The sequence below is a fragment of the Neptuniibacter marinus genome (assembly GCF_965223595.1).
Classification (GTDB): domain Bacteria; phylum Pseudomonadota; class Gammaproteobacteria; order Pseudomonadales; family Balneatricaceae; genus Neptuniibacter; species Neptuniibacter marinus.
Genome location: NZ_OZ245004.1, coordinates 999,853 through 1,025,303 on the forward strand (window position 1 = coordinate 999,853; position 25,451 = coordinate 1,025,303).

The 25,451-nt window shown below is 43.3% G+C and carries 24 protein-coding genes; 14 read left to right on the forward strand and 10 right to left on the reverse strand.

The window, feature by feature from the left end:
* Positions 1 to 8 precede the first annotated feature (8 nt).
* Positions 9 to 845 carry a sulfurtransferase gene (locus ACOQOE_RS04610; RefSeq protein WP_420555000.1) on the forward strand — a complete coding sequence of 279 codons (837 nt, stop codon included), beginning with the start codon at positions 9 to 11 and terminating at the stop codon, positions 843 to 845.
* 13 nt (positions 846 to 858) lie between these two features.
* On the opposite strand, the gene ACOQOE_RS04615 is transcribed toward ACOQOE_RS04610, so the two are convergent.
* The gene (locus ACOQOE_RS04615) at positions 859 to 1,773 is read right to left on the reverse strand and encodes a LysR family transcriptional regulator (protein WP_420555001.1); all 915 of its coding nucleotides are present in this window, start codon (positions 1,771 to 1,773) and stop codon (positions 859 to 861) included.
* Between the two features lie 437 nt (positions 1,774 to 2,210).
* On the opposite strand from ACOQOE_RS04615, the gene ACOQOE_RS04620 reads away from it, so the two are divergent.
* The 8 genes from ACOQOE_RS04620 (at position 2,211) to ACOQOE_RS04655 (ending at position 9,846) form a co-directional block, all read left to right on the forward strand.
* Entirely contained in the window at positions 2,211 to 2,861 is a 651-nt protein-coding gene (locus ACOQOE_RS04620; RefSeq protein WP_197467991.1) for a MotA/TolQ/ExbB proton channel family protein, read from the forward strand.
* On the forward strand, positions 2,848 to 3,246 hold the full coding sequence (locus tag ACOQOE_RS04625) for an ExbD/TolR family protein (protein ID WP_420555002.1): 399 nt from the start codon (positions 2,848 to 2,850) through the stop codon (positions 3,244 to 3,246). Before ACOQOE_RS04620 ends, ACOQOE_RS04625 begins: the two co-directional genes overlap by 14 nt.
* Positions 3,243 to 3,671: an ExbD/TolR family protein gene (locus ACOQOE_RS04630; RefSeq protein WP_067862335.1), complete on the forward strand. Its 429-nt coding sequence runs from the start codon at positions 3,243 to 3,245 to the stop codon at positions 3,669 to 3,671. The genes ACOQOE_RS04625 and ACOQOE_RS04630 overlap by 4 nt, the downstream gene beginning before the upstream one ends.
* Positions 3,668 to 4,546 carry an energy transducer TonB gene (locus ACOQOE_RS04635; RefSeq protein ID WP_067862333.1) on the forward strand — a complete coding sequence of 293 codons (879 nt, stop codon included), beginning with the start codon at positions 3,668 to 3,670 and terminating at the stop codon, positions 4,544 to 4,546. The genes ACOQOE_RS04630 and ACOQOE_RS04635 overlap by 4 nt, the downstream gene beginning before the upstream one ends.
* A gap of 9 nt (positions 4,547 to 4,555) precedes the next feature.
* The gene (locus ACOQOE_RS04640; protein WP_420555003.1) at positions 4,556 to 6,898 is read left to right on the forward strand and encodes a TonB-dependent receptor; all 2,343 of its coding nucleotides are present in this window, start codon (positions 4,556 to 4,558) and stop codon (positions 6,896 to 6,898) included.
* Positions 6,899 to 6,973: 75 nt separating this feature from the next.
* Positions 6,974 to 8,119 (forward strand): alpha-hydroxy acid oxidase, encoded by a 1,146-nt coding sequence (locus tag ACOQOE_RS04645; protein WP_067862331.1) that lies wholly within the window; start codon positions 6,974 to 6,976, stop codon positions 8,117 to 8,119.
* Positions 8,113 to 8,799 (forward strand): Fe2+-dependent dioxygenase, encoded by a 687-nt coding sequence (locus ACOQOE_RS04650; RefSeq protein ID WP_067862329.1) that lies wholly within the window; start codon positions 8,113 to 8,115, stop codon positions 8,797 to 8,799. The genes ACOQOE_RS04645 and ACOQOE_RS04650 overlap by 7 nt, the downstream gene beginning before the upstream one ends.
* 30 nt (positions 8,800 to 8,829) lie before the next feature.
* Complete coding sequence (locus ACOQOE_RS04655) at positions 8,830 to 9,846, forward strand: extracellular solute-binding protein (RefSeq protein WP_067862326.1); 1,017 nt, start codon at positions 8,830 to 8,832, stop codon at positions 9,844 to 9,846.
* 812 nt (positions 9,847 to 10,658) lie between these two features.
* Here ACOQOE_RS04655 and ACOQOE_RS04660 read toward each other — a convergent pair.
* Complete coding sequence (locus ACOQOE_RS04660; protein WP_420555004.1) at positions 10,659 to 11,627, reverse strand: transposase; 969 nt, start codon at positions 11,625 to 11,627, stop codon at positions 10,659 to 10,661.
* Between the two features lie 199 nt (positions 11,628 to 11,826).
* The gene (locus tag ACOQOE_RS04665) at positions 11,827 to 12,672 is read right to left on the reverse strand and encodes a DUF547 domain-containing protein (RefSeq protein WP_067862324.1); all 846 of its coding nucleotides are present in this window, start codon (positions 12,670 to 12,672) and stop codon (positions 11,827 to 11,829) included.
* A 199-nt stretch (positions 12,673 to 12,871) separates the two neighbouring features.
* Between ACOQOE_RS04665 and ACOQOE_RS04670 the strand changes: the two genes are divergently transcribed.
* Both ACOQOE_RS04670 and ACOQOE_RS04675 read left to right on the forward strand, forming a co-directional pair.
* Positions 12,872 to 13,798, forward strand: a complete 927-nt coding sequence (locus tag ACOQOE_RS04670) for a Dyp-type peroxidase (protein WP_067862322.1) — start codon at positions 12,872 to 12,874, stop codon at positions 13,796 to 13,798.
* Positions 13,799 to 13,929: 131 nt separating this feature from the next.
* Complete coding sequence (locus ACOQOE_RS04675; RefSeq protein ID WP_067862320.1) at positions 13,930 to 14,127, forward strand: hypothetical protein; 198 nt, start codon at positions 13,930 to 13,932, stop codon at positions 14,125 to 14,127.
* A gap of 112 nt (positions 14,128 to 14,239) precedes the next feature.
* Here the strand turns inward: ACOQOE_RS04675 and cysK are convergent, their stop codons facing one another.
* Positions 14,240 to 15,208, reverse strand: a complete 969-nt coding sequence (cysK, locus tag ACOQOE_RS04680; protein WP_420555005.1) for a cysteine synthase A — start codon at positions 15,206 to 15,208, stop codon at positions 14,240 to 14,242.
* Between the two features lie 205 nt (positions 15,209 to 15,413).
* On the opposite strand from cysK, the gene ACOQOE_RS04685 reads away from it, so the two are divergent.
* A complete protein-coding gene (locus ACOQOE_RS04685) occupies positions 15,414 to 15,884 on the forward strand; it encodes a tetratricopeptide repeat protein (protein ID WP_420555006.1) in 471 nt (156 codons plus the stop codon).
* A gap of 15 nt (positions 15,885 to 15,899) precedes the next feature.
* Here ACOQOE_RS04685 and ACOQOE_RS04690 read toward each other — a convergent pair whose 3' ends face one another.
* The 5 genes from ACOQOE_RS04690 to ACOQOE_RS04710 all read right to left on the reverse strand — a co-directional run bounded on the left by ACOQOE_RS04690 (position 15,900) and on the right by ACOQOE_RS04710 (position 21,567).
* Positions 15,900 to 16,487 (reverse strand): tRNA-uridine aminocarboxypropyltransferase, encoded by a 588-nt coding sequence (locus tag ACOQOE_RS04690; RefSeq protein ID WP_420555007.1) that lies wholly within the window; start codon positions 16,485 to 16,487, stop codon positions 15,900 to 15,902.
* A gap of 3 nt (positions 16,488 to 16,490) precedes the next feature.
* The gene (locus ACOQOE_RS04695) at positions 16,491 to 17,906 is read right to left on the reverse strand and encodes a DUF4139 domain-containing protein (protein ID WP_420555008.1); all 1,416 of its coding nucleotides are present in this window, start codon (positions 17,904 to 17,906) and stop codon (positions 16,491 to 16,493) included.
* 89 nt (positions 17,907 to 17,995) lie between these two features.
* On the reverse strand, positions 17,996 to 20,017 hold the full coding sequence (locus tag ACOQOE_RS04700; protein WP_420555009.1) for an SUMF1/EgtB/PvdO family nonheme iron enzyme: 2,022 nt from the start codon (positions 20,015 to 20,017) through the stop codon (positions 17,996 to 17,998).
* A 200-nt stretch (positions 20,018 to 20,217) separates the two neighbouring features.
* Positions 20,218 to 21,066, reverse strand: coding sequence for a 3-deoxy-8-phosphooctulonate synthase (kdsA, locus tag ACOQOE_RS04705; RefSeq protein WP_420555010.1), 849 nt, complete (start codon positions 21,064 to 21,066; stop codon positions 20,218 to 20,220).
* A 75-nt stretch (positions 21,067 to 21,141) separates the two neighbouring features.
* Positions 21,142 to 21,567, reverse strand: a complete 426-nt coding sequence (locus tag ACOQOE_RS04710) for a hypothetical protein (RefSeq protein ID WP_067862306.1) — start codon at positions 21,565 to 21,567, stop codon at positions 21,142 to 21,144.
* Positions 21,568 to 21,797: 230 nt separating this feature from the next.
* Between ACOQOE_RS04710 and ACOQOE_RS04715 the strand changes: the two genes are divergently transcribed.
* Positions 21,798 to 22,313, forward strand: a complete 516-nt coding sequence (locus tag ACOQOE_RS04715; protein ID WP_067862304.1) for a HugZ family protein — start codon at positions 21,798 to 21,800, stop codon at positions 22,311 to 22,313.
* Positions 22,314 to 22,365: 52 nt separating this feature from the next.
* Here the strand turns inward: ACOQOE_RS04715 and ACOQOE_RS04720 are convergent, their stop codons facing one another.
* Positions 22,366 to 22,575: a DUF2788 domain-containing protein gene (locus ACOQOE_RS04720; RefSeq protein WP_067862302.1), complete on the reverse strand. Its 210-nt coding sequence runs from the start codon at positions 22,573 to 22,575 to the stop codon at positions 22,366 to 22,368.
* Positions 22,576 to 23,166: 591 nt separating this feature from the next.
* Between ACOQOE_RS04720 and nrdA the strand changes: the two genes are divergently transcribed.
* Positions 23,167 to 25,431: a class 1a ribonucleoside-diphosphate reductase subunit alpha gene (gene nrdA, locus ACOQOE_RS04725; RefSeq protein ID WP_067862300.1), complete on the forward strand. Its 2,265-nt coding sequence runs from the start codon at positions 23,167 to 23,169 to the stop codon at positions 25,429 to 25,431.
* Positions 25,432 to 25,451: the final 20 nt, after the last annotated feature.

Below are 25,451 nucleotides of genomic sequence, written 5' to 3' on the forward strand. Positions count from 1 at the left end.
GAGGGAATATGTACACCACTATTATTAGCGGGCCAGGTTTAAAAGAGCACTTGTCTAAGGACTGGGTTGTTTTTGATTGCCGGTTTAATTTAGCGGACACTAGTGCAGGCGAAGCGGCCTACATAGCTGGACATATTCCCGGTGCTGTTTATCTTCATTTGGATAACGACCTTTCATCTAAAATCACCCCAGAAAGTGGCCGGCACCCACTTCCGGATATGGGGCAGTTAGTTTCGCGGCTAGCCAAAGCAGGAGTATCTAATAACTCTCAAGTTATTGTTTATGACGATTGTGGCGGTGCTATGGCTGCCCGTGCTTGGTGGTTGCTCGGTTGTTTAGGCCATAAAAAAGTCGCTGTTTTAGATGGTGGCTATGCTGCATGGTTAAATGCGGGTGGCGAAGAAAGTCAATTTAGGGAGCCGGGTACAGAAGGCGACCTTTCTGGACAGTTTCAACCTGAATACATTTTAACGGTTGATCAGTTGCAAACCGAGCTGTCTCAAAACTCGATCAGTTTAGTGGATGCGCGGGGCGAAGAGCGCTTCCGTGGAGAGATTGAACCTATTGATCCCGTTGCTGGCCATATTCCAGGTGCTGTTAATCGTCCCCTTACAGATAATCTTGACCAAGGTGTGTTCAAATCACCAGATCGTTTGCGGGCTGAATGGCAATCGATAATAGGTAACCTAGCACCTTCACATGTTGTTCATATGTGTGGTTCTGGTATTACTGCATGCCATAATCAACTAGCGATGACGATTGCTGGCTTACAAGGTAGCCGTATTTATGCTGGGTCATGGAGTGAGTGGATTCGTAACCCTGAACGGCCTGTGGCAACAGATTAGCTGTTCAAGTTGATTATTCGGCTTGTTCGACTAGCCCTCTTAACCAGCTGCAAGCTGGATCATGATGGCAATGGGCATGCCAATAGAGACGGTGTTCTATCTCCGGTAACTGAATCTCTTTAGGTAGATTTTGATAGGTTAAGGTTCTCCCTTTAATGAGTTGCTGTGCGATCACTTCAGGCATCGCGACAATAAGGTCACTTTGTTCGCAGAAGTTAGCAGCTACTTCAAAACTCGGCAAAACGGCGGCCACATTGCGTGACTTATCTAAGCGTTGCAGGCTCTGATCAATAAAAGTGGTTCCTCTTCCCGTTAGGGCTGTGTAACCGTGATTAGAGGCTAGATAACGATCTAATGTTAGTATTTCCTTTGCGAGAGGATTTGAACATCTCATCAAGCACACCATCGGCGAACTTTTTGATAAAAACTTCATATAAAACTGATCTAACCCTTTATCTGGGGTTAAGCCACTCATTACAAAGTGAATCTGTCCTGATGCTAATAAGTCAAAAGGGTTTTCCGATTCTCCCAGTACCTCTAAGCGTAGGTTCGGTGCTTGCTGATGTAGCTGTTTAAATAATGCAGGCATAAAGAGCTGAACCTCTAAAGGGCCAGCGTATATGCGGATTGTTTGTTGACATGAAGCGGGTTCAAACTGCTTATCTGTCAGCATTGATTCGATGTTATCAATAACACAGTTGAGATTGCTTGTAATTCTTTCAGCGCCCGCTGTCAGAATGTAACCCGACTGGGTGCGTGCCAGTAAGGGGTCATTAAATATTTCCCGTAGTTTCTTTAAATCCCTGCTAACTTTCGATTGGCTTAAATTCAGCCTTTGCGCAGCCCGCGTGACGTGCCTTTCTTCAAGTAGAGCTTGTAATACACGTAAAAGGCCCACATTCAAAGCAGCAATATTTACATTTTGCATAACCATTATTCCGATATCGCCTTTTATAAAGCTAACCAATTCACGTACTAACCCGCCGAAACAAAGCGTTAATCTTAATGTGATTGTAAATGATAATTGTTAATATTTGTACTGAAAATGGTATTTGAATGAACTCAAGCACAAATTCAAGCATAGAAAATCATGACATAGGCCCTAATGAGGGAGCTGTAGAGATTCCAGCTACAGAGGTGGTTGATGCATCGGTTCATTCTGAAATAGTCCAAAGTACAGGCGGTAAGGTTTCTTCCTTGGACGCTTCAGCTACTGAGGTGCTGAAAGAGGATGCAGCTAATGCAGATTCTTTGTTAGATATAGCCGAGGATGCATCTCCCCTTGGTCTGTCGGGAAGTGAGGCGTCTGCCACTAATACTCTGTTGCCTGATGCTGGGTTAGACAAACTGGATCCATTAATACAGATGTTAGATGTAGGTGGGCCTGTTGTCTGGATCTTGATCATTTTATCTATAGTTTCTATCACCATTACCCTGCTAAAGCTGTGGCAGTTTGCTGTGCTACGACCTGAAAAAACTGATCTAGTTAATAAAGGTTTAGAACATTGGAAGGCGGGGAATGCCGCGTTTGCCATAAGTGCACTTGAGGGTGCTCGCCCAGTGCCCAGTATTGTTCGCTCTGCTATGTGTGGTTTGAGTGAGGGTAAAGATCCACACATGTTAAAAGAGGAGCTAACACGACGTGCACAGGGGTATGTTAATCAACTGACTGCGTTACTTCGTCCATTGGAATTAATAGCGAACTTGAGCCCTCTACTCGGTTTGATGGGTACTGTATTAGGCATGATTGTAGCTTTTCAGCAGATGGAAGCTGCTGGGAGTCAAGTTGATCCAGCGGTTCTATCTGGTGGTATTTGGCAAGCGCTGTTGACAACAGCTGCAGGTTTGGCTGTTGCTATTCCTGTTGCTGCAATACATAGCTGGCTTGAGCGTAAAGCTGAGCGCTCTGCTTGGTTGTTAGATGATGCGGTAACACAAGTATTTACCTTTTATTTTAATCCCTTAGTGGCTGTGCCTAGTGATACGAGAGCGGATGCTGGTTGTGTTGCTGAATAATATCGCCCCGAGGAAGAAAACTATAAGTATTACCCCATTGATCGATGTGGTTTTTATCTTGCTACTGTTTTTTATGTTGTCATCAACCTTCAGTCAAAAGAAACAGCTCGAAATAAAACATGCCACTTCAGGTGCTTCACAGGTTGAAGCTGAAGTGGTCCGGATTGTTTTACAGCCTGAAGGGACCGTTGAGGTTGGTGGCGCTCAATATATTGTAGGCGAGCAAAACTTTATCCAATTGCTCAATACTCTGGTTGAAAATGATAGCCATGTGAGTTTATCCGCTGGGGCGAATGTCAATATTCAAAAGGTTATCGAGTTAATCGATATGAGCTATCAGGCCGGCATTACTCAGCTGAATTTAAGTGAGTCTGTCGAATTATGATTTTAACAGATACTACTAAAAGGCAGAGTCGCCGCAAACGTCAGCTTGATGACAGTATGGTTCCGGCAATTAACATCGTTTTTTTATTGCTGATCTTCTTCATGATTGCCGGCCATATAGAGGCAAGAAATGCAGATTTACAGATTCCCGCTTCAAGCAGTGAAGGTGAGCTTGTTGCAAGAGATATAGAGATTCAGATCTTGCTGAATGGCGATCATTATCTCAATGGTCAAAAGATAGAGAAGCCATTACTCGAATCTTTGCAGGCGTTAGAGTCCTCAGCGGAGCCTATAGTGATCTCAGAGGAATCTATAGTGACCTGTCATATAGATCGTAATTTGCCTTTCTCGGCATTAGATCCGGTTTTAAGCGCTGTACGTCAACTAAAAATTAAGCGTTTGCAGATAGCGACTGAACATAAATGATGATAGCTAAAAAACAGGTATTACTCTGCCTAATAGTCGCGGTATTTATCCATATAGCGTTAATAACACCTTGGATATTAGGTAAAGATAGCGAAGGTGCAATCGCTGAAGGGCAGGATGGTTTGTTGGTAAGTGTTGGTATTGCCGGCAGTTTCACTGAAACTGCAGAAGTGCGTGATGAGATCGTTGAGAGCAATTTAGTCGAAGAAAAAAACAGCGATAAGCCTGATCTAGAAAAGGAACAAGAGCAAGAAGAAGTAGTTGAACCAGAGCCGGTTGTTGAAGCGAAGCAGGAGAAAATCGTTGAGCCAGAGCCAGTTGTTGAACCTGAGCAGGAAGAAACGATTGAACCTGTACCAACGCCGAAACCAAAAACAAAAAAAACGCTCAAGCAAGAACCGGTAAAACAGCCGGAGAAGAGACCTGATATAACAAAAAAACCTCAGCCTATAAGTGAACCCACTAACGATCTTAAGGCAAAAGAGGCAGATAGCAGCGCAAAATCAACACCGATTGCAACTAAGGCAACGGGTGTTGGAACGCGTGTAGAAACGGGTGGTAATCCAGCGGCAAGGCAGAGCTATTTAAGCAAAGTTTTGGTGCGCATTGCCCGGGTTAAACGTTACCCGCGCAGTGCTCGAAAAGATGGAGTCACCGGTACGGTAGTGGTTAGTTTTGTGATTCAGAAAAATGGTCGGGTAAAAAGTTCGAGAATCGTCACAAGTTCAGGTGATTCTCGATTGGATAAGGAAGCAACAGATATGCTGTTGCGAGCAAGTCCATTCCCGAGCATTCCTTCTGAGCTAGGTGAGGGCCCACTAGATTTAACACTACCGATTGAATTCTCATTGAACCCAACACGTAAGTTATTTTAAGGACAGACAATGTATCAAGCCAATACAAAAAAGCCCTCTAGCATAGAGCGAAATATAGGAAAGAAAAGCGCCTTTACCCCAGGCACTTTAGCCTTAGCAATTTCAGGTACCTTGATGGCTAGTGTAGCTACCGCAGAGGAAACAATCTCCCTCGATAAGCTGACTGTTGAAGAATCCGTCACACCAGATACTAATCCTTACGCAGTACCAGGCTCTCCTTACTTGGCTGAACGGCTATCAGACCCTCGCCGTACGCGTGACCTTGCGGAAACGCCGCAAACAATTACTGTACTTACTGCAACAGAGCTTGCTGATACTGGGCGCACAGACCTGCGCGAGATCCTTGATGGACAGCCGGGTATTACTGTAGGCACGGGTGAAAATGGTAACGCATTTGGTGACCGTTATGTGATTCGTGGTCATGAAGCCCGCAGTGATGTTTTTGTCGACGGTATGCGTGATCCTGGCATGACAATCCGTGAAAGCTTTGCAACTGAGCAGGTTGAGATTAGTAAAGGGCCAAGTTCTAGCTTTGCTGGCCGTGGTACTACTGGTGGTGCTGTGAACTCTGCAACTAAACGTGCAAGTTCTGAATATGATTTTACTAAGCTTTCAGCAGGTATAGGTACAGATAGTCATCATCGTGTATCTTTAGATACGAACCAAGTTATTAACTATGATACGGCAATTCGAGCTAACATCCTGCATGCAGAAGAGGATGTGCCCGATCGTGCGCCAGCTGATCGTCAGCGTAAAGGTGCAGCTTTCTCGATTACTCATCAACCAAGTGATGATTTAGAAATTACTGCTGATTATTACCACTTTGAAGGTAATGATAAACCGGATTTAGGTACCTACCTTGATACCTCAGGGGATGGACAACCGGTAGCTAATATCCCTGTGTATCTTCAAAATGAAGATTTTCTGGATTCCGAGGTTGATACAGCCACACTACGTATAGGTTATGAAGTTAATCCCGATACTCGTATTGTTAACTTAACCCGTTACGGCACAACCGATAACGGTTATGTAACAACCGGTGCACGTGGTACTACGGCTTATCCTACGCTTGCCGATGCAACAAACGGCACTAATGGATATAGTTCAGCTACTTTAAGTACCCACCAAGGTTGGCAGGAAGTTGAGTATTTTGCTAACCAGTTTAACCTGTTGATGGATCGTGAGCTGGGTGGTTTAAATCATGAGCTTGTATTTGGCCTAGAGTATACCGATCAGCAAGTACTTAATGGTGTGTATGATAATACGGCCACAGGAGCGTCGAACTGTTTTTCCTCTGGTCGTAGAGGCCCAGGTGCTGCATATTGCCTAAATGATGCTAGTGGTGCTGAAGTTTCGGATGTTAACTCATTGCTCCAGCGCGATATATCTAAAGGTGATTGGGATTCCGATTGGAATATAAAAACCATATCCCTTTCCATGATGGATACAGTGGATATAACGGATAAGTGGACCCTGTTTGGTGGCCTACGTTATGACTACTATGACTATAAAACTACGGCTAATTATGATCCGGGCACAGGTCGCGAGTTGACTGATTTCATCAATGAAGATGGTTTCTGGAATGGTCATGTTGGGGCAAGTTATAAAATCAACCCTAAAGCGAATGTTTATGCGAGTTTCTCAACGGCGACTAACCTCAATGGTGGTGAATCGGACGTAGGTACAAGTTGTGGTTATGGTGGTATCTGTGCCGAAGGCGCTAACCCTGTTTTAGGTAACCCTGAAAAAACAGACAGCTGGGAACTTGGTACTAAATGGCGCTTTAATGATGATAAATTACTAGCGACAGCAGCGCTCTTCCGTATTACAAAGAGTGACGTGATGGAGTCTTCAGATGGTAATTCGTATTCAACTGTCGGTACTTTAAATACAGGTAAAAACGAAGTAGAAGGTATTGAGCTTGGCATTGCCGGTAATCTTACCGATAAACTGAGTGTTCAGGCAGGTATCGCATTGATGAATGCTAAAGTGAAAGAATCTATTATCGAAGATAATGTAGGTAAAACGTTAGCTAACTTTGCTGATAAATCTGCCTCTTTACATCTTAGATATCAAGCGACTCAAGCTTTTGCTTTCGGCGGTACAGCAACTTACGAAAGTGTTCGTTATACAGGTCAGCCAGATACGGCGGCTAACGAAGAGAGAGGTGTTCCTGAATACACTGTATTAGATGCATTTGCGTCTTATAAAGTTAATCGCGATATGCTACTTAGATTAAACGTAAACAATCTTCTTGATGAGGATTATTATTTAGCGGCTTATCGTTCAGGTGCATTCACTTACATTGGTGATAAAAGGAATGTTCAGCTAACGATGGAATATAGCTTCTAAAGTTAGTATCCCCCCTTCGGATATTTCCTTTGGCAGGGCTACAATAGTAGCCCTGTTTTTTATAAGTGATGATATATGTACGAACCCAGAAAAATTCTAGAAACGCTTAACTATATACCCCCTGAGATTTTATCTGCTCAGGATTATGAGTTACTCGCACCGGACTTTATCTCCCAAGATCGCTTTGCTTATATCTCGGGAGGCAGTGGGCATGATGTCACTTTAACCAAAAATCAACAGGCCTTTGCAAAGCTCGCTTTTATTCCGCGTGTTCTACGCGATGTTGATCAAGGCTCTACAACAACTGAGTTGCTGGGACAGCGTTTTAAACACCCCATATTATTAGCCCCTGTTGCTTATCAAACCTTAGTTCATCCTCAAGGTGAGCAAGCAGCAGCTTATGCAGCCCAAGCGACGGATAGCTGCATAGTGGCGAGCACACTATCTTCCATGACCTTGGAACAGATAGCGGAAAAAGCTGGGTCAGAACGGTGGTTTCAGCTCTATTTTCAGCCGGATTTTAAAGATACCAAGCACTTATTAAAGCGGGCTGTGGCCGCAGGTTATAGAGCTATAGTTGTGACTTTAGATGCCGCTATTCAGCAGCCCAGTATGCGAGCTCAGCGGGCTAGATTCACATTTCCTGCCGACCTTATTGCCGCCAATTTAGTTGATCAGATGGCAGCTAGTAGATCATCCTCTGCGGGAAATCAAAGTCATATTTTTCAAAGTTATATGCAAAACCTCCCTTCGCGAGAACAATTACAGTGGCTCCTTGAAAACAGCCCTGTACCTGTATTGATAAAAGGGGTTTTGCATAGTGAGGATGCCCTCGAATTAAAAGCCTTAGGCGCCGCCGGTATTATTGTATCTAACCATGGCGGTAGAACATTGGATGGTGTGCCTGCTAGCCTCTCCATGTTGCCTGCTATCCGTTCAGCGGTCGGTGATAGATTTCCATTGTTGTTAGATAGCGGTATTCGCTCTGGTGGAGATATATTTAAAGCCATTGCTTTAGGCGCTGATGCAGTGCTTATTGGGCGTTTACAGGTATATGCACTCAGTGTCGCCGGCGCTTTAGGTGTTGCGCATATGATCAAGTTGTTAAGAGAAGAGCTTGAGCTCACTATGGCGATGACTGGTTGCGCCACGATCAATGACATTAGGCTGGCCGATCTTACGACGGAATCATCAAATTTAAGCCGGAGAAATGAATGTTAATTACCATTCCAGAGTTGCTGTCTAAGGCTGAAGTAGAGCAGATCAGAACACATCTAGAGAGCGCTAATTGGCAAGCGGGCAGTCAAACTGCGGGTAGTATCGCGCGTAAGGTAAAAAAGAACCAGCAGCTAGATGATAGTAAAGAGCCGGCTATCAGCTTAGGGCATCATATTGTGCGTGCCTTATCGCAGCACCCGACCTTTATTTCGGCTGCGTTGCCGGACAAAATCTACCCGCCTAAGTTTAACCGTTATAGCGAGAATGAGACTTATGGTGCCCACGTAGATGCGGCGTTAATGCAGGTACCTGAGACCAACCAAACTCTACGAACCGACCTTTCTGCAACGATTTTTCTTGCTGAACCTGATGAGTATGAGGGAGGCGAGCTTAGCATTGAAACGCAATATGGCGCACAAACCGTAAAGCTCGCAGCGGGTGATATGGTGCTTTATCCTTCCACCAGTTTACATCAGGTCACGCCGGTCACTAAAGGTGTGCGGGTCGCTTCATTCTTCTGGATTCAAAGCTTAGTGAGCGATATCCAGCAACGGGAGACGTTGTTTAACCTAGATCAAACGGTTCAACAACTCACCGTCGAGCTCGGCCAAACCCATAGTGAAGTGGTTAATCTGAGTGGGATTTATCACAACTTGCTACGCCAATGGGCAAAACCTTCTTAACTTTTTGATTTTCTTATAGGCGATTTAATAATGCGATTTAAATATAGCTTACTTGCTACGGCCTTAGCGCTACCTCTACTTTCAACTGCTAGTCTGGCGGCAGATCTCATGGTTTATTCATCACGTAATGCCAGTTATATAAAACCTCTATTAAATGAATATGCATTAGAAACTGGCGTAGCCGTCAACTATCTTGTTAGCCCTGCAGTGGAGCTGATTTCACGTCTAGAAAATGAAGCGCAAAGTACGCAAGCAGAGATTAAAAAAGCTGATCTGATGATCGCTTCAGGAGCTGAGTATTTCTGGATGGCGTCAGAGAAAGGGTTGTTAGCGTCGGTTCAATCAAGCACTCTTTCAGAGAACGTACCTGCCCATCTTACATCACCAAAACAGGATTGGTTTGGCTTTGCCAGTAGAGCTCGTACAATTGTTTACAACCCAGCCAAAGTTAAGGCGAGTGAGCTAAGCAGTTACAGTGATTTAGCATCTCCTAAATGGAAAGCTAAACTCTGCTTGCTTACTTCTCAGTCAGCTTATACTCAAGCCTTCGTCGCGATGTTAGCTAATCATGAAGGGGAAGAAAAAACTGCTCAGATTATGCGCGGTTGGGTGGATAATTTAGCCGTGGCGCCTTTCGGCGATGATATACAGGTGCTTGATGCGATTAACCAAGGTCGTTGTGATGTAGGTATTGTGAACTCTTATTACTTTATACGGTTCAAAAGACAGGAGCCGGATACCAAACTAAAACTCTTTTGGACGGATCAAAAGGGGATGGGCACTCATGTGAATATTACGGGCGCGGCGGTCGTCGCCAATACGCCTAATCAAGCTCAAGCGATCGACTTTTTAGAGTGGTTAACCACTAAAGAGCCGCAAGCTACTTATGCCAAGTTAAGCATGGAATACCCAGCTAATCCAGATGTTTACCCTGCAAGGGAAGTGGCGAGGCTCGGAAAATTTAAGATGGATACAACCAATCTATCTAATATAGGTATGCATCTACACACAGCCCAAAAACTAGCAAAAGCAGCAGGCTACCCATAACAGGCTTTGGACAGTCTTACTGCACATCATAAAAGCCCATTCTGGGCTTTTATTTGTTTTAGCGAGAGAGTATTTAATTCCTGCTTTATCTGCAAGTGATTGCTATAGCGCTGGGCAGCGTAAGTAAACGACCTCTGCGGTACATCTCCCAGATTGTTTGTTATCAGATTTTATACGTAGGTTAATGAGAACCGTGGGGCTTCCTACTGCGCCAACAGGAACCTCATTCACATTAGCGATCATCATTTGATGTCCCTTGAGTGGTGTGCGGGATATGCTGTGGCGGCGGTAAGAGTGATCCGATCACAATGCTTAGAGGCTTGAGTATTGTTTGTGGATACAAGTTTCCAACCGAGTTGCTGCGTATAGTCAACGGTTGCTGTAACTCGGGCAATTGGTTTATCAAGTTTTTCCGCTATCGACTTTTTAAAGTTATTGTAGGCTCCGTAGCAGAGAGTTGTATGGCGATTGTTGTGTATATTTATATCTTTAGAGCACGCCGCGAGGCACTTTTTGTCGCATTTTTATTATCTACCGACCCATAGGAACCGCTGGTATCTAGAGCTAAGCACCCGCCACGAAATTGTTCTACTTGCTCTGGACTCATGCCTGCATGAGACAAGTCTAATCAGGGTCAGGCACTTTTGAAGAAAGATTTTTGGATTCATTCCATAAAAAAAGCTTTTAGGAATTTTCAGTAGCTAAGTACTGTGATTAAAGGGTTGTAGGCGATTATTTTATGTTTTGGAGACAATGGTTATCTCCAGCAAGTCAGCTGCTTTTTGTCGTCAACTTGAATAGGGGGTGAGGGTTTAGGCTGCTTGCCTTGACCGTCGTTTTCGAGCAAATCTTTTCGCGTAAACTTTTTCAAACTGAGTGATATTATCGAACCAGTTTTCATTATTGAGCTTCAGCCTTTCTAATATGGGGGGTAATGATGCCGCGATTGCTCCCCGGCCATCGTTTTTAACCATTCGTCCCGTTATATCAATTAGAGTTAAGTAATCTTTAAAGTCGAGTAAAATACCTTGTTGCTCGTTTTGTTTAGTCGTTTTGGTAAATTGAAGTAGAGCTTTGAGTGGAATTTTAAAGTCCTGTAAGGCGAGTTGTACTTTATGGTCGATAATTGCTGAATGTAAATTGAATTGAGGAGCGATGCGTTCTTTGATGCTGGTGTGTTCTGAGTCTTCAGGCGTGTTTGCCATCTCTGAGCGTATGGGATTGAGGTCAACGTAAGCCATGCAAGACAGCAGTGCTTCTTCTGTTAATAGGGCTTGGGATTTAAAGCGAGACTCCCAAAAGTGACCCGTACATTTATCCTCTAGGTTCGCTTGGCGAGCAATCGGCTCGTTTAGGCATTTCATAAACCAACTAAGGCTGGTTAACCGTGTTCGGTAGACTGCTATTATCTCGGTTACACTATTTAACTGAGTCTTGCTCAGAGTCTCGCCTGATGCCCATTGCTGGATTAGTAAAGGGCCTTTAAAGAGGCACTGCCAGCGTTTAACTACCTCGGCATCAGACCATGTATCAGCCACACTTGGATTGAGTTTTAGTACGAGGTGGTGATGGTTGGACATAATGGCATAGGCGCAGATATCGATAGTGAAGAGGGAGGATAAAATGCGTATACGGTCTTCAATCCATTGACGACGGTGCTCGTAGCTTTTACCGGTTGAGTAGTCAACGCCACATAAGTACGAGCGGCGAACACAGCGAGAAACGACATGGTAATAGGGAGTATCTTGTATAGATACGAGTTCCTTTCGTGGGCGAGTCATCGGTAAATCCTTTTATCGATGGGTAGCTAAATTGAATAGTTTCTGTTGAATCTATCTTAGGAGGCGGATTATTTATTGTCAATTTAAGAATGCCTGTCCTAAGAGGTTTATGTCCTAAGAGGTTTCGAAAAGTGCCTGTCATAAGAGGTTTCGCTGATAGATTCTACTAATGCGCTCATGGAGTTTTTTGCTTGGAGGGTTATCGAGCTTCATTTAATTGCCAATTATATTGATCATCAAAAATGCTTTGTACCTTTGATAGTTGATGCTTGAGAGGTTCTTTAGCGTATTGTTCTAGGTGTTTAATTACCTGAGTGTCATCGCCTCCAAAATCCTCTTTAAACCAGTTGTAAATACTTGATACTATCAACGTACCGTCTTTGATTTCTACGCCTCTTGGATGGTTGATAAAAGCAGTTGCTGCTTGTTCTAGCTGTTGTTCCATGTTTTCTGCTGTATAAGCTTGTGTGCTTAAATTTGGGCAGCCAAGGGATGCGCAGTTAACGGCATAATGGGTTCTAGGATCTTTCCAAATAGGGCGAAGAATTCGATGCTCTATATCGTTGAGACTTAATGATTGCTGCTCAACACTAATCAGTTCTTTCTTCCATGGCCCTCGGGTGAATAAGCCTGAGAGTTTGATATTCATAATAGATTTGACGGGGTAGTGGTCGAGTACCACATCAACGGTCAGTGCATTGTATAAGTTTATCCAGTAAGCCCGCTGTTGATTACGATTATATTGGCTAATGGGTAGGGCCGTGAGTGTGGCAATATAGCTTTTTAGGGCCTGTTTATCCGCTGCTGTTACGCTCGCATATTTGAGGGTATTAATACCCTTGACGGCGGTATTGCTGTTGCTATTTGTTTCTATATAGGTTGAAAGAAAATGATTCCATGGATTATGACTAATGACCATCTTGCTCTTCGGATCATTTTGTAACCAGTATTCCCAGAGCTCTGACTTTGGTGCGGCATAAGTGTTTATGGAAAGTGTGAAGGTTAGGGATAATAGGCATAGTAGCGCTGTTTTTATGAGTCTCATGAGGTGAACTCTTCTATTTAACTATTCATTTGTACTTAAGACTCCAGTTTGATAACAAAATTCAAAGATTTTTAATGGTTTTTTTATTGTCTGTCACGAGGCAGTAGCTGTTATTAGTGAATTAATCCATGATCTTTAATGTGACTTGGTGGTATTGGTTTTATACTTAAGCGAAGTTGTTTTGATAAAGAGGTGAGTAATGGCGTTGTATCAAAAGGGGATAGTGGCTGAGGCGAACCGTTCAGCACTTTTTTTAACGTTAAATCAAACGCGCAACGAAGGTGCTAAGCAGCGTGTTAAGCAGGTCTTAGCGGATGTTACAGCGCTTGAGGAAAAGTATAACCAGTTAGAACCTGAGGCTGAGTTGTGTTTAGTGGCGGCGATAGGCAGTAGTTATTGGTCACAAATCATCGATACTGGGGCGCCGGCGGAGTTAGCTGCGTTTCCTAGTTTTGAAAATGGTGAGAATGTTGCACCTAATACGCCAGTGGATCTGCTTTTTCATATACGCTCAGAAAGGAAAGATCTCAATTTCCAGCTAGCGCGGGAACTCTGTGCTGAGTTAGGGAATGCGGTTCAGGTAGTTGAGGAGGTCGATGGGTTTAGATATTTTGATATGCGCGACTTCACAGGTTTTGTCGATGGAACTGAAAACCCACAAGGTGATGATCGAATAGGGGTTGCCGTTGTTGGAGAGGAAGATCAAAACTTTGCGGGTGGTTCCTATATTCATCTGCAGCGCTATGTTCACAATATGGCCTATTGGAATAAGCAGCCGGTAAAAAAGCAGGAAGAGACATACGGTAGAACGAAAGAGGATAATGTGGAGTTCGCCTCTACAGATAAGGCACTTACGGCTCACACTAAAAGGACGTCCTTAAAAGACAGCGATGGAAACTCTATTGAGATTCTTCGCCATAGCATGCCCTATGGTGATACACAGGAGTGTGGGCTTCTTTTTGCGAGTTACTGCTGTACGCCGAAAAACTTTACGCTCATGTTAAAAAGTATGGTGGAAGGGGATGGTGAAGGTCATACCGATCACCTGTTAAAATATACCCGAGCGGTAACTGGGCAGGCATTCTTTGCGCCTTCACGTGTGTTTTTAGAAAATATCAACGGATAGAGTATTTAGGAGATTGTAGTTTTACTACATTCTATTTATTAATCTGTCTGTTTTTTGTTCTATTTCTTGCAATTTGTAGGATTTGTACTAGGGTGTCAGTATAAAAACTACAATGCGGGTCAGAGAATAAAATGCAGACGGATATACATGTTCGCACTATCGCTATTTTAGCGGTAGATGGCGAGAATTATGAAGTAAATGGGTGCTATCAGGGACAGCAGCGTAGAGCGAAGTGGTACAACGTATTTAAAAGTAGTGACCATGAAGTGCATGCGGATCATTTAGAGGTGTTCCCTTCCCATGCGGATATTAGAAAATTGCTTAATTAGGTAGTTGTTAGTAATTAAGCGATCGTAGGTATCTTTGAAAGGATAGTAAAAAGCCGGATCTGTTATCTCATCCGGCTTTTTTGTGTCTGTAAGTGTGCTACGTCCGTTTTATTTATTGAACCGATTCGTTATCGCTGAACATGCCTTCAAATAGAGCAGAAGATAGGTAACGTTCGCCAGAGTCCGGTAGAATAACGACTATGTTTTTATTGGCGTGTTCTGGTTGTTCTGCCACACGCATAGCTGCACAAACCGCTGCGCCGCAAGAGATGCCTGCCATAATGCCTTCTTTTTCCATTAACAGTTTAGCGGTTGCAATTGCATCTTCATTACTGACTTGTTCGACCTGATCAATTAACGCCAAATCTAAATTTTTAGGCACAAAGCCAGCGCCAATCCCTTGGATTTTGTGGGGAGAGGGTTTTACGGTTTCGCCATTAAGTGTCTGCGAAATAACGGGTGAATCAACCGGCTCTACCGCAACAGAGGTGATTGCTTTACCTTGCTGGTTTTTCATATAACGGGAGATACCGGTAATGGTTCCGCCGGTTCCTACACCAGCAACAACAACATCCACCGTACCATCGGTGTCGTTCCAGATTTCAGGACCTGTTGTTTTTTCGTGGATCTCTGGATTGGCTGGGTTCTCAAATTGTTGCAGCATGATATGAGTATCAGGGTTTTTATCTACAATCTCTTGTGCTTTATCAATAGCACCTTTCATGCCTTTTGCTGGTTCAGTTAAGACAATGTTGGCGCCGAGTGCCTTCATGATTTTACGGCGTTCAAGGCTCATGGAGGATGGCATCGTAAATATAATATCGTAACCACGGGAGGCTGCTACGAATGCCAGCGCGATACCGGTATTGCCGCTGGTGGGTTCAACCATAGTTATCCCTTGTTTAAGAACGCCGCTTTTTTCTGCAGACCAGATCATATTAGCGCCAATACGACATTTTACAGAACCTGCTGGGTTGCGGGACTCAATTTTACCGAAAATATTTAGCCCAGGAGCGAGGCGCTTAAGATGTACTAGCGGCGTATTACCAATGGTAAGGGAGTTATCTTCGTAAATTTTCATTTTGCTACCCTAGAATCCTTTTGATGGCCTATATATCTAAAATGAATATAAGCGCTGATTTTTATGTTTGATTGATAATATAAGTTTTAGCGTAGAAGCATATATTGTATCAAGTGGTTTTTAGATGAAGTTTTTCTCCATAAGATTACCGGTAGTTGATATTATGGCTTTTTAATTGCTGTGATAGTTGTAGTAGGAGAAGGTTATGCGCTTTATTTCGAGGCTGTTAACGCCGCTTGTTTTTGTGGTCGCTTATGCTCTATTTCGTTCATCTATGCAGCAAAAGTCTCTTAAAAAGCATAACTTTGTTATGAAGCTGTTTCGTTTCTGTGCTGATAACGGCCATAAGAAAGCATTGAGCGTTTATGGCCATCTTTTGCACTTTAAAGGGGATGGTATACAAAACCGGATTCAGGGTGGCATATATTTGCAACAAGCTGCGGAAAAGGGTGATGAAAAAGCGCAGTATCAGATGGGGCGTATTTTTGAGAATGGGTATGAACATTATTTTCAGCCGAATGCTGAAAAATCGCTAAGTTTCTATACTAAAGCGGCAGAGCAGGGGCACCAATTAGCGATTAAACGTTTAGTTGATACTTATGCTCAAGGAGAGCTAGAGCAGGTAGCTGATTCTCTTAAAGCTGATTATTGGCGAGCGAAGCAATCGCCGTTATAAGAGGCGGCTTTGCCATTAATGGCGCTTTGATTGTTTGTAGTGCGTGATAAATGCATCAAAGGCTTGAGTCAGTTGGGTGGCAGGACTAAGTTCATCGCACAGCTTTAGCAGTTCAATGACCGTTTCCGCTGTACATAAATGATCAGGGTCGGGATATCGTCTTAGGTCATATCTGCTGGGCGTTTTTGGATCAAAGGCTAGAAGAGGTAATTGATCTAACCAAGGGCTTTTTCGGACAATTTTTCGAACCTCCTTCCATGTGCCATCGGGCACAATAATTAGGGTTTCATGCCCAGTATTCAGTTTGATTTCCTGCTGCCGGACTTTAAGTTCTTCCCTATCGGCGGGAAAGAGTAGCCAAGCATCAGTGTTTTTATCTTCGATCTGTTGAATTAGCTCGAGTGGTGGTTCATTTCGTTTCCACAGATAAGCTTGGGTGTTTTGAATGGTATTTAAGATGATCTTACTAGTGGTCGTAGGTCTTGAGGGTTCGTTCTCGTGGAGAAGGAGTGCAAGCTTTACGCGACTTGTTGTTGGAGTGCTCTGGCTGCAACAGCACCAGTTTGAGATAAGGCCGCAGCCAGAGCAATAATGAGTTAGCAAGGTTTACCGTTTCTCCATCTTAACGTGGAAGCGAAGAACCTTTTCTCCTTTTGCAGGGACTTTTATTTTCCATTGGGCACTGCCGCCAAGTACTTTTTCGAACTCGATGTTGCTGCTTTCCATCTCCCAAACGAGAGGGAAGTTTGCCGTCATAACTAAATCCGCAGGGGTGGAGCGGCTGTTAGTAATGCGAAGTTCTTGTCCCACTTTAAAACCATTAAACACTGTGCTGAAGTGGATCTGTTTACGGTGGATCGATAGGTCAAAGGCTTTGCCTTGAGTCACTTCGACTTCATCCCCTTCCCCGGTATGGTTGATACTGCTGCCGCCCATAAACTGAAGTTGGCCTTTGCTATCAGGGCTGAAGGTTCTGATTTTTCCTGCCGGTAGCGGCATACCTAAATGAGACTTTTGATCATTCAAAAATTTGAGGGTTAAGTTAGGTTTAACGCGATGCTGGTTACGTTCCAGTGTTGGGTAAACCAAAAATTCATAATCATAACTACGGCTGACGGGCACTTTTTCTGCGGTGAGGAAGGATACCTGTTTCACTTGGCCATTTAATAGATCTACTTTGCGCGGCAAACTAAACAGATGGAAATCGCCAATGCTTTCTCCACTTAGTGATTTAGGTGCGGCGGCTCCGCGAGCCATTACCATATTAGAGAAATCTTCTTGCAGTGCGGTTGCATGGCGTGCGCCTGGATTATTTAAGTCTCCTGCCACTAAAGAGATCTGAGCGTCTTTAAAATCAGCACCAGTGTTGTTTGTTAGGCTGGCTAAACCATCAAGAGTGACTTGTGTGCCCGCTTCGTTAAGCGTCATAACGTAATCCATGTCCCAACTTAATCCGCTCGTTAGGTAGCTTATACCTGTTAGTTGGGCTTTAGATGTGCCAGACGAACGGAAACTTACGCTTGGTTTAGCGAGCAGTTGGCTTGGCAGGTTTGGAAAAATAAAACGCCAGCCGTTATTTAGAGGGATGCTTTCAAAACTGTTATTACGTTTAATCAATGCGCGGCTGCCATCGATGCTCAGCAATTTCACTGAGCTGATAATCTCTTTTCCGGATACGGGATTTAAGCGTGCAAGTTTTAGCTCTTTGCCAACAAAATGTTGCAGTAAATTCTGTTGGTTAAGCAGGTTGGTATTCAGGTTTTGCTCAAGTATTTTACCGGCATTGTCTATGCGTAAGCTTTCGACTTGTAGCTGTTTGCTTACATCTTCAAGGGTCACCGATTGTCCGGTTTTTAAAGGGGGTAATTCGCGAGTTTCACGGACTAAACCTAAATTTTGGTTGTATAAGGTTAGGTCGATAGATTCTCTCTGTTCAGAGCTTATCTGTAATGTAGTGGCTTGCGCGGATAAAACGGTGAATCCCGCGAGGCAAAGAGCAAGACTGATTTTGTTAATTTGCATATGGAATATTCCCTGAGAACGAGTCCCTAATCTATCAATGTTAGAATGAACCTAGGCTTTCTGGTTGTTGCTCTAAAGCGTTCCGTTCTTTATTCAAAGTCTAGTGCGACTCTGAAGCCCCAGCTGTTACGTTTTGAGTCTACTGGATGCCGGTAGCGGCTGGCGGGTCGAATTAAACGATCAATCTCAAACCAAGAACCCCCTCGCATAACTCGGCTTTCACAAACTTTTTCCGTATAAGCTGAGCCATTTCTAGGTGTTGTTTTGTAGCTGTTGGTATAGCAGTCGGCCACCCATTCATCAACATTTCCTGTCATGTCATGTAGACCCCAATGGTTAGCGGGGAAGCTGCCAACGGGCATAGGCTTAACGCCATCAAATTCGCTACCGCATCCGGAACAGACTGCCATGTTAGGTTTGAGTTCATCGCCCCACCAGTAAGTGCTTAGGGTTCCAGCTCGTGCCGCGTATTCCCATTCTGCTTCGGTTGGTAGGCGATAAGGATGACCTGTCTCGTGGCTAAGCCATTCGACATAGGCAGAGGCGTCCCGCCAAGTTACATTGATTACTGGCTGGTTGCCTCGGCCCCAGCCTTCATCGTCAGGTAGAGGGCGTTTAGTTGCTTTGGCGAAGGTGTCGTATTCAGCAAAAGTCACTTCAAAGCGTGATAAAGCAAAAGGTTTACGGATTTTAACAAGATGCACAGGTTTTTCGTTATCGTCTCCAATCCCAGCTTGATCACCCATACGAAATTCGCCGGAGGGTAGTAATACCATCTCAGGGCCGTAGGTTGTGTTGTCGATCTGATCTTTAAAAATCTGTTGACCCGGTGTGTCAGGTTCTGCTGCCTTTAGCATTTTCCGAGCAGATAATAATTCTTGTTCAAGTAATGAGTTGTTTTGTAATGCGTCGTTTAACTCTTGCTCGGCTCGGCTTTGTATCTCTTGTTGAGCTTGTAGAGAATCGTACATTTGCTGTAAAGCTTCTTGTTGTTTGGCAATTTGTAAAGTTTGGAAGTCTTTTTCTTTAAAGTTTATTAACTCTGAAACGGCCCAGCCCGATAGGTAACCAGCAATAAAAATACAGCAGCCGATCAGTGTGTAAATTAAAACCTTGGGAGGTGAGGTTAGTAGCTTTTTTGATCGTTTAACTGTGCTTTTTAGCTTGTCTTTTATAGATGAGGGTGAGCTATTCTCGTCGTCTGTTTCACTTTCTATTCCTGCGTTAGGCTGCTCTTTTTCTGACTCATCGTTACTATCTTCTTCAGTTTTGGGCGGGAAGATAGCTTTCATTAACTCTGTGCAGCTAGCGAAACGTTCCTCTGTATCAGTGGAAAATGCTTTTTGGAGTTCTGCCCATTGTTCATCGTCTAAATCTGTTGGTTGTTCTAACTGCTTTCGTACCCGATCTGCTTCCGACTCATTTACATCAAAGGGTGGCTTGCCGGTAAATACTTCGTAAATGATAGCGGCAAAAGAATATACATCAGTTTTACGAGTCAGTTTGCCCGGATGGAAGGCTTCGGGAGATTGATAGGCTTTGTAGCTGGGTGGGGCTGTTAGTAGATCGGCAATTGATTCTAGTGTTTCTCTTAAGGCAGATAAGGTCAGTTTAACCCCGCCTTTTCGGTTTATATAAATAGCATCAGGTGATAAACAAGCGTGTGGACTGCGTAGTTTTTGGAAGTTCATGTCAACAGCATAAGCGACCTGTCGGAGTAGACCTAGCCGTTGAGCTATTTGAAGTTGCTGCCCCGCTTTAATGAACCCGCTAAGTGTTAGGCCATCCAGTTTTTCATAAGATAGGAGTAGTAGTCCGCCTTTGTGGGGGAAAAAACCATAACATTCTGCAATATGTTTATTTTGCAGTTGTTTACTTAGGGCTGCATGTTTTTTAATCCCTTCTGCAAAACTGGTTTGTTTTAGGAGGGTGGGGTTGATAATCAAGAGGGTAACAAGCGGATTACCGGCAACATCAATATCCTTGGCCTGCCATAATTGACCAACAAGGTGTGTTGAGCTATTACCTATCAGTTGAAAACGGTGATGCTCAGGCCCCAGTATAGCGCCTTCTTGTAACGACTGATAAATTGAATCTGCAGTATCACTCATGGAACATTAAAACCTATCCTTAGTTTGTATACGCTTATCATCGATAAGAGTGTAGCAATAAGTCAGTAGCTAATAGTCTGGTACTGAGTTGGATAAGAGGTTTATTAGCTAACCAATGAATTATAAAAGAGTAAGCCCATAGTTCAATAATGGGCTTATTTCTTTGTCATATATAGGACTTATAGCAAGGTCAGGCGCTTTTATATAGAGGTATCTAAGTGGGGGAAGCTTTTTACTAGTTCATCCACTGCTTTCATTTGCGCTAAATAAGGTTCAAGTGTGCTGAGAGGAAGAGCGCAAGGGCCGTCGCATTTAGCTTGATTTGGATCTGGGTGAGCTTCTAAAAAGAGCCCTGCAATACCTTGCGATAAACCTGCACGAGAAAGTTGCGCAACCAGTGCTCGGCGGCCACCGGCGGAATCGGCGCGCCCACCAGGCATTTGCAGTGCATGGGTAGCATCAAACATGACTGGATAGCCAAACTCTTTCATTATGGAAAAACCGAGCATATCCACTACTAAGTTGTTATAGCCAAAGCTTGAACCGCGCTCGCAGAGAATTAGTTGATCATTACCGGCTTCTTCGCATTTATGCAAAATGTGTTTCATCTCTTGAGGTGCGAGGAATTGTGCTTTTTTTATGTTGATTACTGCATTGGTTTTAGCCATTGCTTCAACAAGGTCAGTCTGACGAGAGAGGAAGGCTGGTAGCTGGATAATATCGCACACTTCTGCAACAGGAGCGGCTTGATAGGGCTCATGCAGATCGGTAATTAAGGGAACGTTAAAGGTTTCCTTAATCTCTTGTAATATTTTTAGGCCTTCATCAAGGCCAGGGCCACGAAATGATGTGAGAGAGGAGCGGTTGGCTTTGTCGAAAGAGGCCTTAAAAACGTAAGGTATGTTGAGTTTTGTCGTAACTTCAACGTAGTGCTCGGCAATTTTCATTGCTAAATCACGGGATTCTAAAACATTCATACCACCAAATAGCACCATAGGTTTGTCATTGGCTATTTCAATGTTTGTGACCGTTATGGTTTTTTGCTGCATAGCTATCAATCGTCCATCATCACTGGAAAAGAAGCATTATAACCCTATCTATAATGACAACAACTGATCTAGTTGTTATGAGTCGACTGGATCTTCTACGCAGGGGAAAAGATGTGCATATTTTCCTATCCACTCCAAAGCTGCATCTTGATTGGAGATTGTGCGCCCCTCAACCTTGAGTACATGGTTGCGATAGCGTTGTATGTAGCATAGTTGTTCAAGCATGCGAATTCTATTTAGAGCATCAGAACCATTAAATGTGATGCCTAGTTCGTAGCCATTAGGTGTGTTTTCACAGCTATCAATTGTTCCACTTACTTCCAGTTGTGATGCAATGCTGGGTATTTTTATGGCGATAGCTTCACCTGAGTGGAAAGGTTTTTCTGAGTGGCAGACTAATTGGAGCTGAGATGTGCCAGATATAGTTTGATGTGACTCTTGTAAATCAAGTTCTATAGGAAACTCATCTGGATGGCGGATAAATATTTTTTGCTCGCCCATGACAAACACCTTGATCGACACTGTCTGCGTAGTTGTTGATATCAACCCTACGCGATTAATGAACCTGCGACTTCTAAAGGTTTAGACCGAAAGCAATGTAATCGTTCACAAACCTAGCAGGACTTCTTCATGTGTTCCACTTATAGTATCGACCATAATGGAGGAGTTTTAATAGTATATTCTTTTTTTATAAGAGATTTATGGTTTTAAGCTGAATTGGAGAACGGGTAATGAGCGATGTTGAGTCTGACAAATTAATGTTGCTGGAGACTAATTGTAGAAATTTACAGCAAGCAAGTAGTACCTTATTACTCTCAACTTTGGGGGAGGATTTTCCAGAAATTAGCTATGCGCCTTTTGTGCGTGATGAGGAGGGTGATTTTTATATTTTCATTAGCGAGCTAGCGGCCCATACACAAAATTTATTACGTAACCCTTTAGCTTCCGTAATGTTTATAGCGGATGAAGAAGGAAGCCGGAACTTATTTGCTCGCGAACGTCTGACGTTTAAATGTGAAGCCCATGAAGTGCTCTCGAGTGAGAGTCATTATCCATTGCTGCTCGATAAGTTAGAAAAAAAGTTTGGTAATGTCGTTGGTATGTTAAGAAGTTTGCCTGATTTTTACCTTTTTTGTCTCCGGCCTATTGAGGGGCGGTATGTGGTTGGCTTTGGTAGTGCTTATGTGGTTAAGCCGAAGACAGGTGAGCTGGAACATATATCAGAAGCTGTATTGAAAAAGTCTTAGCTGCCAGTGTTACAAGGATTCTTGGTTCTATCGCTCTATTGATAGCGATGTTTTAGAAGGAGCCGCCCTCCATCAATTCTACAATAATTGTTTTAACTAGGAAGGCTGCTAAGCCTAAACCCAGCGCAAAAAATAAGATGATGGTGCCAAACTTACCAGCTTTCGATTTTTTTGCTAAGTCGTAGATAATAAAAAAGATAAAGCCTGCAAAGACAACTAGACCTATGTTGAGTGCAATATTTTCAATTTCTGCCAAGCGCATATAGCCACCTCATTGCTTAAGCTAAAACGTGGGCCCAAATTATACAGTAAAGATAGTATGAAGGGTACTTGGGTTGACTTCAGTATCTAAATAGGATCAGTGCTATAAACCTGAATAAGTTGTGTTATCAAGGTTTAAATATGGTGGTTGCTCTGATAAATTACACTAAAAATAGTGCATAAGGATCCTGCGAAATGATGGGGGAATTACATTATTTTTTTGCTTGCTTTTGGCACGTATTTTGATGCTTCTTTTTTGATTAATTTTTTTTAAAAAAATGTCATCTAGGTGGTTATGTAATGGATTCGCTGTAAGCCCCGCTATATGGATGTTTTAGCATTTATTTAATGGTTCCTACACCCTCCAAAGTCCAAAATCAAGTGTTGCAATAAACACTGGGATCACTATATTTAGTGCCTTGAGTCATTGATGCTACTACATGTTGTGTCTGGCTGAATAAGTAGAGTAGATAAAGCTGAGAGCCGCACTATTATAGGTTCCGCTTTTTAAAGGGGTGTTCTTTTGCCCTATTATGAAGCGTAATACAGCGTACTAACTAACAATTATAAAGTCTTCAAATTGGAAGGTCGCATGCAGCAAGATCTGATGGTAACGAAAAGGGATGGACGCCAAGAACTGGTTGATCTGGAAAAGATTCATAAGGTTGTTATCTGGGCTGCGGAAGGATTAAATGCCGTATCACCTTCTGAAGTAGAATTAAAAGCACATTTGCAGTTTTTTGAAGGTATGCGTACTTTTGATATTCACGAGACACTTATTAAGTCCGCTGCGGATTTAATATCAGAAGACTCTCCCGATTATCAGTATTTAGCCGCACGTTTAGCTATTTTTCATCTGCGTAAACGTGCCTTTGGTCAGTATGAGCCTCCTCATCTTTATGCCCATGTTAAAAAGCAGGTTGAAGACGGGCGTTATGATAAGCATCTGTTAGAAGATTATTCAGAAGCAGATTGGGATGTTCTTAATGGCTACTTAAAACATAAGCGTGATATGAACTTTTCCTATTCAGCTGTTAAGCAGCTAGAAGGGAAATATCTTGTACAAAACCGAGTTACCGGTGAAGTTTACGAAAGCCCACAGATTCTTTATATGCTGGTGGCGGCTTGTCTTTTTGCCGATTATCCGGCGGAGACACGTTTGGATTATGTCAAACGTTTCTATGATGCGACGTCCTTATTTAAAATCTCACTGCCTACTCCTATTATGGCTGGTGTGCGTACGCCAACACGTCAGTTTAGTTCTTGTGTTCTGATTGAATGTGGTGACAGCTTAGACTCAATTAATGCTACGTCTGCATCTATTGTTAAATATGTTTCTCAGCGTGCAGGTATTGGTATTAATGCCGGTCGTATTCGAGCTCTAGGTAGCCCGATTCGCAACGGTGAGGCCTATCACACGGGTTGTATTCCTTTTTACAAGCATTTCCAGACAGCGGTTAAATCCTGTTCACAGGGTGGTGTTCGTGGTGGGGCTGCGACGCTGTTTTACCCCATTTGGCACTTAGAAGTGGAATCACTTCTGGTATTGAAAAATAACAGAGGCGTTGAAGAAAACCGTGTTCGCCATTTAGATTACGGTGTGCAGATTAATAAATTGATGTACACCCGCTTGATCAAAGGCGGTGATATTACACTGTTTAGTCCCCATGAAGTGCCAGGTTTGTATGAAGCATTTTTTGCTGATCAAGATGAGTTTGAACGTTTGTATGTTAAGTATGAGAACGACCCATCGATCCGCAAAGAAACCATTAAAGCGGTTGAACTGTTTGGTATTTTAGCGGCGGAACGTGCACAAACGGGCCGTATCTACATTCAGAACGTGGACCACTGTAATACACATAGTCCGTTTGATCCTGCTGTCGCGCCGGTTAAACAATCTAACCTGTGTCTTGAGATCGCATTGCCAACTAAGCCTTTGCAGCATGTAAACGATCCAGAAGGTGAGATTGCGCTTTGTACTTTGTCTGCTTTTAACTTAGGTGCTCTTAATGACCTTAGTGAACTAGAGAACCTTGCTGATCTAGTGGTACGTGCCTTAGATAACTTATTGGATTATCAAGATTACCCGATTCCTGCGGCTCATACATCGACAATGAATCGCCGCCCTCTAGGTGTAGGTGTGACTAACTTTGCTTATTATTTAGCGAAGAACGGTGTTAAGTATTCAGATGGTTCAGCTAATGGTTTAGTGCACAAAACATTTGAAGCAGTGCAGTACTTCCTACTTAAGGCTTCAAATGCATTAGCTAAAGAACGTGGCCCATGTTCAAAATTTAATGAGACCGTTTACTCTAAGGGTATTCTTCCTATTGATACCTATAAGCGTGAAGTGGATGAGTTCTGTGAAGAGCCGTTACATTACTTCTGGGAAACTTTACGCGAAGATATACGTGAGTTTGGCCTGCGTAACAGTACTCTAACGGCGTTAATGCCATGTGAAACTTCCTCCCAGATTACTAATTCGACAAATGGTATCGAACCACCGCGTGGTTACGTTTCTGTGAAGGCAAGTAAAGATGGGATCATGAAACAGGTTGTTCCTGGATATACTGAGTTACGTGAACAGTATGAACTACTTTGGGATCTTCCTAATAATACAGGCTATCTACAGTTGGTGGGGATTATGCAGAAGTTTGTCGATCAATCGATCTCTGCTAATACCAACTATGATCCTGCCCGTTTCCCAAATGATAAAGTGCCGATGAAGCAGTTATTGCAGGATTTATTGACGGCTTATAAATACGGGGTTAAGACTTTGTATTATCACAACACGCGCGACGGTGCTTCAGATCAAGCGGATGATGCTGGGTGCGAAGGTGGAGCATGCAAGCTTTAATCTGCATGCATTTCCCGATT